The organism is Streptococcus sp. CCH5-D3 (assembly GCF_001556435.1).
GTDB lineage: Bacteria > Bacillota > Bacilli > Lactobacillales > Streptococcaceae > Streptococcus.
Window position 1 is genome coordinate 1 of sequence record NZ_LSIW01000043.1, and the last position, 435, is coordinate 435.

Here is a 435-nt window from a genome sequence, read left to right on the forward strand (position 1 = left end):
GCTTACCTGTTTGGGTTTGACCTTGTTTACCTGTTGTTTCAACTGGTGTCGCTGTTGGAGTTACTGGTGTCACAGTTGGTGTGTACTTAGCTGTAGCTGGTGTCCCATTCTTATCTACACGTTTAACGGTTACACCTGTACCTTCTCCTGTGAATGATTTTTCTGGGACGAAGGTTACTGTGCCATCAGGAGCGACAGTGTAAGTACCTTCTCCTGGAATAACTTTAGTTGTTGAGCCATCTTCAAAGGTTGCTGGTACATCATCATCCATTGGGATTGCAGGGTTACCAGGTGTGAAGCTTGGTGTACCTGTTTGAGTTTGACCTTGGATGTCTGTAGATGTTGCAGGATCAGCAGTTGGGACAACTGGAGTGATCTTCGGTGTGTAAGTTGTTTCTACTCTTGTACCATTTGTATCAGCTGCTTGAACCTTAA

At 44.8% G+C, this 435-nt stretch carries 1 protein-coding gene; it reads right to left on the reverse strand.

The window, feature by feature from the left end; genetic code table 11:
* Window positions 1–435: hypothetical protein (locus tag AX662_RS02260; RefSeq protein WP_156430684.1), on the reverse strand; the 435-nt coding region annotated here is incomplete at both ends.